Source organism: Catellatospora bangladeshensis, from assembly GCF_016862575.1.
GTDB classification, from domain to species: Bacteria; Actinomycetota; Actinomycetes; order Mycobacteriales; family Micromonosporaceae; genus Catellatospora; species Catellatospora bangladeshensis.
This window is the reverse complement of sequence record NZ_BONF01000033.1, coordinates 145,108-152,528: the sequence shown is the minus strand read 5'-3', so window position 1 is coordinate 152,528 and position 7,421 is coordinate 145,108. Positions and strand designations below refer to the sequence as shown.

The 7,421-nt window shown below is 73.4% G+C and carries 6 protein-coding genes; 4 read left to right on the top strand and 2 right to left on the bottom strand.

The window, feature by feature from the left end:
* Window positions 1-32: 32 nt before the first annotated feature.
* Window positions 33-824 (bottom strand): alpha/beta fold hydrolase, encoded by a 792-nt coding sequence (locus Cba03nite_RS27340; protein ID WP_239126045.1) that lies wholly within the window; start codon window positions 822-824, stop codon window positions 33-35.
* 412 nt (window positions 825-1,236) lie between these two features.
* Between Cba03nite_RS27340 and Cba03nite_RS27335 the strand changes: the two genes are divergently transcribed.
* Window positions 1,237-2,133, top strand: coding sequence for an ADP-ribosylglycohydrolase family protein (locus tag Cba03nite_RS27335; RefSeq protein WP_203751951.1), 897 nt, complete (start codon window positions 1,237-1,239; stop codon window positions 2,131-2,133).
* 349 nt (window positions 2,134-2,482) lie between these two features.
* On the opposite strand, the gene Cba03nite_RS27330 is transcribed toward Cba03nite_RS27335, so the two are convergent.
* Complete coding sequence (locus Cba03nite_RS27330; protein WP_203751949.1) at window positions 2,483-2,947, bottom strand: hypothetical protein; 465 nt, start codon at window positions 2,945-2,947, stop codon at window positions 2,483-2,485.
* 307 nt (window positions 2,948-3,254) lie between these two features.
* On the opposite strand from Cba03nite_RS27330, the gene Cba03nite_RS27325 reads away from it, so the two are divergent.
* From Cba03nite_RS27325 to aspT, 3 genes are all read left to right on the top strand, one after another.
* Window positions 3,255-5,009 (top strand): substrate-binding domain-containing protein, encoded by a 1,755-nt coding sequence (locus tag Cba03nite_RS27325; RefSeq protein WP_203751947.1) that lies wholly within the window; start codon window positions 3,255-3,257, stop codon window positions 5,007-5,009.
* A gap of 139 nt (window positions 5,010-5,148) precedes the next feature.
* Window positions 5,149-5,640 (top strand): hypothetical protein, encoded by a 492-nt coding sequence (locus tag Cba03nite_RS27320; RefSeq protein WP_203751945.1) that lies wholly within the window; start codon window positions 5,149-5,151, stop codon window positions 5,638-5,640.
* A gap of 63 nt (window positions 5,641-5,703) precedes the next feature.
* Complete coding sequence (gene aspT / locus Cba03nite_RS27315) at window positions 5,704-7,395, top strand: aspartate-alanine antiporter (RefSeq protein WP_203751943.1); 1,692 nt, start codon at window positions 5,704-5,706, stop codon at window positions 7,393-7,395.
* The last annotated feature ends 26 nt before the right edge of the window (window positions 7,396-7,421 follow it).

Sequence of the window (7,421 nt, the reverse complement as noted above, 5' to 3'; positions counted from 1 at the left end):
TTCTACGCATAGCGTTAACAGGGTGCCCTTCCTTACTGGTCGGCGGGCGGGAGGGCGCCGGTGAGGCGGAGCAGGGAGGTGAGGATGCGCTCGGCGTGGGTCCACAGCAGCGCCCCGCCCGCCTCGGCGAGCAGGTGGCGGCGCGCGTGCGGGATCCGGGTGGCCAGCGACTCGCCGAAGTCGGGCGAGTGCACGGGGCTGGTGTCCTGCCCGCCGTACCAGAACTCGACCGGAACCTCGATCGCGCCCGGATCGAACGGCCACGGGCGCATCGCCAGCAGCGCGTCCCGGGCGTACCCGGCCGGGCCCTGCGCGAAGCCCTCGGCCAGCGCGCGCCGGAACGCCCCGGCGAACGCCGGATCCTCGTACACGGCGCGGTCGGCGTCGCCGCTCATCGACGTCACCAGGTGCAGCAGGCGCCCGGCGTCCAGCTGCGCGAAGTAGGCCTCGGCCTCGTCCGGGTCGTCCTCGGCCGAGGCCACCAGCCAGCGCAGCTGCGGCTCCAGCCGGGCCGCGACCTCCGGCCGGGCCAGCTCATCCGTGCCGGACACGAGCGCGGCCGCGTTGACCACCCCCGCCGCGGCACAGGCCAGCGCGAACGGCGCACCCTGCGAGAAGCCGACCACCGCCGGGCGGCCCACCCCGGCCGCCGCCGCGAATCCGGCCACGTCCGCGGCCCAGTCGGCCAGCGTCCGCCCCGGCGCCGGATCCGAGGCGCCCAGACCGGGCCGGTCCAGCGAGATCAGGCGTACGCCGAGCGTGTCCACCACGTCCGCGCCGAAGCCGAGCCGGCGGCTCGTGCCCGCCCCCGGGCAGAACAGCACCGGGACGCCGTCAGCCGGTCCCCACTCGGCCCAGCCCAGGCGTCGCCCGTCCGCCAGCCCCACCTGCCCGACCCGCCCCGGCTCCGCCATCACGACGTCCACGGCTCGATTCTGCCGCCGCACGCGCCCACGACCAGCCAAGATCGCCGCTTCGCTCCCCGCGGCTCGGCGAAGATCGCGGTTCCATGTCGAAAAGTGCGGCTGAACCCGAGATCAGGACACCAGACGGCGATCTTGCCCGATGCCGAGCGTCGAAAGCCGAGCACCGAGCCCGGAGCGGTGGGCGCCGAGCGCTGGGCGCCGAGGACCGAGCGCGACCACGGAGCACGGAGCACTGAGCACTGAAAGGCGAGCGTCGAGCGCCCAGCCCGCAGTGGGGCAAAGCGGTTGCGGCGCAGGAGATCATCGGAGGATGACCCCGCACCGGACCGCCGCACTGAACTCGCTGCGCGGCCTCGCCCTGGGCGACGCCTTCGGCGAGACCTGGTTCTTCCAGCCCGCCGACCGGGTCGAGGAGCTGCTGCGTGAACGGCACCTGCGCCCCGGCCCGTGGCCCTGGACCGACGACACCGCCATGGCCCTGTCCCTGTACCGGATGCTCACCGAACACGGCGAGGTACGCCAGGACGAGCTGGCCGCCGCCTTCGCGAGCGCGTATGACGCCGACCCGTACCGCAACTACGGCCCGTCCATGCACGGCGTGCTGCGGGCGGTGCACGAGGGCGAGCGCTGGCAGGAGGTCACCCGGCGGCAGTTCGGCGGGCAGGGCTCGTGGGGCAACGGCACGGCGATGCGCGTCGCGCCGCTTGGCGCCTGGTTCAGCGGCGACCTGGACCTGGTCGTGGCCCAGGCGCGGGATTCCGCCGAGGTCACGCACGCCCACCCCGAGGCCGTCGCGGGGGCCGTCGCGGTAGCCGTGGCCGCCGCGCTGGCCGCGACCGGCACGTCCACCGCGGATCTGATCGAGAGCGTGCTGGCGCGTACCCCCGACGGCGAGGTCGCCGGGGGTCTGCGCCAGGTGGCCCGGCTGCCGTTCGACCGCGAGCCGGCGTGGGTGGCCGGGCAGGTGGGCTGTGGCCTGCGCATCTCCGCGCCGGACACGGTGCCGTACGCGATCTGGTGCGCCGCCCGCCACCTCGACGACCTCCCCGAGGCGCTCTGGGCGACCGCGTCCGCCGGCGGCGACATCGACACGACCTGCGCCATCGTCGGGGGCATCGTCGCCGCCCGCACCGGCCTCGACAGCGTCCCCGCCCCCTGGCTGACCGCGTGCGAACCCCTCCCCGCCTGGGTGCCCCAGTCCCCCTGACCCACCACCGCCCCACACACCACGGCAAGATCGCTGTCCCGTGTCCAAACCTGGGCTCTCACGCCACCTTCCGACACGAGACAGCGATCTCCCCCGGGCCAGCCCAACCCACCCCCGCGCCCCGCTGGCGATGATCGCCAACTCGTGTCCAAACCTGCGGTCCAGCCCCGCTTTTCGACACCAGACAGCGATCTCCCCGGGAGGAGCCCAGCCAGCCCCGCAGCCCGCCAGCGATGATCGCCAGCTCGTGTCGGAACCTGCGGCTCGGCTTCACCTCCGACACCAGTCAGCGATCTTGGCCAACCCCACAGCCGGGCGGCGAGCCCCGCGGCCGGCCAGGCCGGGCGGGTCAGGGGCGGACGGTGCCGGTGGCGGGGAGGCCCACGGAGGTGGTGACGTGGACGGCGGTGGTCCACCAGTGGCTGTCCAGGCCGCCGGTGGCGGTCCAGTCGATCACCCAGTCGAGCATGCACAGCGGCGCCTCGTCGTAGGCCTCGGGCAGCGGGAACAGGGTGATGCCGCCGCCGGGCTCGACGTAGCCGTCGAGCGGGAGCTGCCGGGGCAGGGCGAGCCGGGAGGGCAGCAGGCGCCAGGCGCGCTGGCTGGGGTAGCTGTGGTCGGTGGCCCAGGTGTCGATGATCCCGGCCCGGACCAGCGGCCGCAGCAGCGCGGCCGTGTCGGTGCACAACCGGTCGCGTTTCGGCTGGTACGGCGTGAAGCTGAGCAGCCGGGCCCGGCTCGTCTCGGCGGCGGCCGGCTCACCGAACCGTGTGCTCGCATCCAGTGACTCTGTGTGGTCGACATCCGGCCCCACCTGGCCATCGTGACGAATGTCACTATACGCAGGGTCATCGACGACCATCGTTGCTGTGCGGCCGACCCCGCCGTCCATCCCGTCCCCGGCGACACGCCCCCGCCGACCCGCCCACATCGACATATCCCCCAGCTACTCCCAAGTAATGGGACGTGACGGGAGTTTTCTCCGTCCGTCGGAAGGAGTAACGGTTGATCTTTCCGCCGAGTTAGCGCTGAACCGCAGCCCAGCAGGCCGAGTCGCGTCGTTCCCGACCGGTAACATTCGGCCGAACGTATGTGGCGAGCCGCCTTCACGTTGACGAAACATGTCTGCTGTGCCGGGCCGCCATCGCAACGTTCGCCGTATCCACCCCGCCCTCAGCGCCGTCGCCGCAGTGTTCGCGGTCGCGCTCGTGGTCTCGGGTGCCTTCATCGTGTACGACCAGCTCGCCGAGCCCGGGTGTTCCGGCTCCGCCTCGCTGACGGTCGCCGCACCCGCCGAGATCGCTCCGGCGCTGAAGGACACCGCCGCCGCGCTCACCGAGCAGAAGGCCGCGGTCGACGGCGCCTGCGTGGCCGTGGACGTGGTCACCGCCGACCCGGCCGACGTCGCCGCGGCCGTCGCCTCGCTGCGCGGCCTGACGCTGACCGGGGTGGGCCAGCCCAACGGCAGCACGCAGGTGCCGGACGTGTGGATTCCAGACTCGGCCACCTGGCTGGCCCGGGTCACCGCCGCCTCGCCGAACACCGCGGTCCAGGAGGCGCCGTCCATCGCGCGCAGCCCCGTCGTGGTGGCCATGGCCGAGCCCGCCGCCAAGGCGCTGGGCTGGCCGACGGCCAAGCTGACCTGGCAGGCACTGCTCCAGCAGATGACCTCCGGCACCAAGATGCGGGTGGGCATCGTGGAGCCGACGCGCGACGCCGCCGGCCTGTCCGGCCTGCTGGCGCTCGCGAGCACCGCCAACTCCTCGCCGAACGCGCAGGCCGCCACCACCGGCGCGCTGCGTACGCTGGCCGCCGGCCGTTCCGCGCTGCGCCAGGACGTGCTGGCCCGCTTCCCGCGCTCCAACGACCCCGCCGCGGTCGCCTCCGCGCTGGGCGCGGCGCCGCTGTCGGAGCAGGCGGTCATCGCGTACAACGCGGCGCAGCCGCCGGTGCCGCTGGCCGGTCTCTACCTGGACCCGGCGCCGATCGCGCTGGACTACCCGTACGCGATGATGCCCGGCATCGACGCCAAGCGGCAGGCCGCGGCCGGCCGCTTCCTGGAGGCGCTGCGCGAGCCGGCGTTCCGCGACCGGCTCGCCAAGATCGGCCTGCGCGGGCCGGACGGCTCGTTCGGCGCCGGGGTCACCACCCCGACCGGCGCGCCCGAGGTCGCCACGGTGCCCGCGCCCGCCGCGTCGCCGACCGCGCCGGCCGCCACCGCCGCCGTGGACCGGGTGCTCTCGACCTGGGTCGCGGTGACGCTGCCCGCCCGCATGCTGGCCGTCATCGACGTGTCCGGCTCGATGCTGACCAAGGTGCCCACCGCCGGCGGCGCCACCCGTGCCCAGATCACCCTGGAGGCGTCGCGGCGCGGCCTGGGGCTGTTCGACGACTCGTGGGCGGTCGGCCTGTGGACGTTCTCCACCGAGCTGGACGGCGCGAAGGACTACAAACAGCAGGTGCCGATCGGCCCGCTGTCCTCGCAGCGCACGCGGATGCTCCAGGCGCTGGCGTCCATCACGCCCAAGCCGGACGGCGACACGGGCATGTACGACACGATCCTCGCCGCGTACCAGGCCGTGCAGAAGGACTGGGACCCGGGCCGGGTCAACTCGATCGTGCTGATGACCGACGGCGACAACGACGACGACAACGGCATCTCGCTGGAGGCGCTGCTGTCGAAGCTGAAGGACACGGCCGACCCGCAGCGGCCGATCCAGGTGATCATCCTGACCATCGGCGACGTCAAGGCGGAACCGCTGCAGAAGATCACGAAGGTCACCGGCGGCGGCGTCTTCTCCGCCAAGGACCCCGCCAAGATCGGTGACGTCTTCCTCAAGGCCATCTCCCTCCGCTCCGCTCAGACCGGGAGCTGATCCCCCGCGCCCGAACGGGCGCAGTTCATGAAGACTCGCGGCCTCCGACCCCTCGGAGGCCGCGAGTCTTTGAGAGTCGCCACAGACGGGGACCGGCGGCAGGGCCGAGGGTGTCGGCGAGCCGTGCGAGGATCCGGGGATGGTGGTGAGCGGGGAGTTGCGGCGGTTGCCGCCCGCGGCGCGCCGGATCGCGGAGGCGGCGGTCGCGGCCGTGGACGCGGCTCGGGCGCACGATGAGCAGGGGCTGCGCAAGGCCGCCGACGAGCTGGCGGCCTGCGATCCGGAGCACGTCGGGGTGGTGCTGGGCAGCACGGTCCGGGCGCTGCTGGAGGACCTGCATCCGGACGGGCTGTCCGGCGAGGACGTGCAGGACGTGCTGGAGCGCTGCGTGCGCGACACCCTGGTGTGGACCGCCGAGCTGGACGTGGACAGCCTGGTCGTGGTGCTGACCGGCGCCCTGGGCGTGTTCCAGCAGGAGGACGGTGCGCCCCGGCCGGACCCGCGCCAGCTCGCCTGGCACGCGCCGGTGCTGCTGGCATACCTGCTGACGGGCTCGGGGCGGCGCTTCGAGCCGTACCTGGCCGCGGCGTTCGCGGAGATCGCGCGGGCGGAGACGGTGGAGATGCCGTGACCCTGATCCGCTTTGTCCTAATATGAGGTGGCCTCAGCCTCGGGACAGAGTGGAGCGTGCGCGGTGCTCGACAGGGTCACCGAACTGTTGCGCAGCACTCCGGGGCTGGCTCTGTTCGTCTGCCTCGGGCTGGGCTTCGCGCTCGGCAGGCTGCGCGTCTGGAAGCTCAGCCTCGGCGGCATCGCGGGCACCCTGCTGGTCGCGCTGATCATCGGCCAGCTCGGCGTCACGCTCGACCCGGAGCTGCGCAACGTCGCGTTCGCACTGTTCATCTACACCCTCGGCTACATGGCGGGGCCGTCGTTCTTCGCGAGCCTGAACCGCAAGGCGCTGCGCTACGCCGTGTTCACCGCCATCCAGATGATCACCCTGATCGCGCTGACCTGCCTGGCCACCGTGCTGATGGGACTGGACCGGGGCACGGCGGCCGGGCTGCTGGCCGGGGGCACCACGTCGTCGTCGACGCTCGGCACCGCGGGCGAGGCGCTCGGCGCGCTGAACCTTCCCCCGGCGCAGATCCACCAGCTGCAGGCGAACCTCGCCACGGCGTACTCGGTGGTCTACATCTTCAGCCTGATCACGATCGTGCTGCTCACCGCGCAGGGCGTGCCGCTGCTGATGCGGGTGGGCATGCGCGACGAGGCGGCCCGGCTGTGGGAGGAGCTGGGCGGCGGGGACCGCCCGGAGGGCTCGGTCGCGGCGCTGCCCGGCTTCGTGGGGCGGATCTTCCGGATCACCGCCGCCGACGGCATGACCGTCGCCACCGCCGAGCAGGCGCTGGGCGCGGAGGCGGCGGTGGAGCGGCTGCGCCGGGGCGAGGACATCGTCGTGCACGGCCCCGAGACCGTGCTGCGCACCGGCGACCACGTGCTGGTCGTGGGCCACCGGTCGGCGCTGCTGCACGGCGAGCACGTGCTGGGCCCGGAGACGCTGGGCCGGGGCGGCCACCCGATGACCCTGGAGACGGCCGACGTCGTCATCACCGACCCGCGCTTCCGCGGCTGGACGCTGGACCGGCTGCACGAGGAGATCCCGCTGAAGGACCGGCACGGGGTGTTCATCACGGGCGTCTCCCGGATGGAGCACGAGCTGCCGGTCAAGCCGTACACCGGGGTGAGCCCCGGCGACACGCTGCGGCTGACCGGGGCCGCGGCCGACCTCGCCGCGCACGCGTCCCGGCTCGGCGTGCGCGTGGACGCCTCGGTCAAGGCGGACCTGAGCTTCATCTCGCTGGGCGTCGTCGCCGGGCTGCTGCTCGGGCAGCTGACGGTGTCGGCGGGCGGGGTGCCGCTGTCGCTCGGGATCGGCGGCGGCTGCCTGTTCACCGGGCTGTTCTGCGGCTGGCTGCGGGCGCGCCGCCCGACCTACGGGCAGTACCATCCGGCCGCCGCGCAGATGATCAGCCAGTTCGGGCTGGCCACCTTCGTCTGCGCGGTCGGGCTCAGCGCCGGGCCCTCCGCGCTGGTCCTGATCAAGCAGTACGGCGTGCTGCTGCCGGTGGTGGCGGTGCTGGTTACGGCGATCCCCGCGCTGCTGAGCGTGTGGGTCGCGGTGAAGCTGATGCACCTGCCCGCGCCGCTGGTCGCCGGGGTGATCGCGGGCCAGCAGTGCAGCACCCCGGCCGTGACCGGGGCGCAGAAGGAGGCGGGCAACAACACCCCGCTGCTGTCCTACACCATCGTGTACGCCTTCTCCGCGGTGATCCTGCCGCTGCTCGGACCGGTCATCGTGGCCCTGGCCGGGGCACTGCCTTGAGCCAAGATCCTTGGCTGAGCGGCCCG

What these genes read in the sequence shown, in the direction of transcription:
- Cba03nite_RS27335 (WP_203751951.1), top strand. Translation starts at nt 1,237, where the DNA reads ATGACCCCGCACCGGACCGCCGCACTGAACTCGCTGCGCGGCCTCGCC.
- Cba03nite_RS27325 (WP_203751947.1), top strand. Translation starts at nt 3,255, where the DNA reads ATGTCTGCTGTGCCGGGCCGCCATCGCAACGTTCGCCGTATCCACCCC.
- Cba03nite_RS27320 (WP_203751945.1), top strand. Translation starts at nt 5,149, where the DNA reads ATGGTGGTGAGCGGGGAGTTGCGGCGGTTGCCGCCCGCGGCGCGCCGG.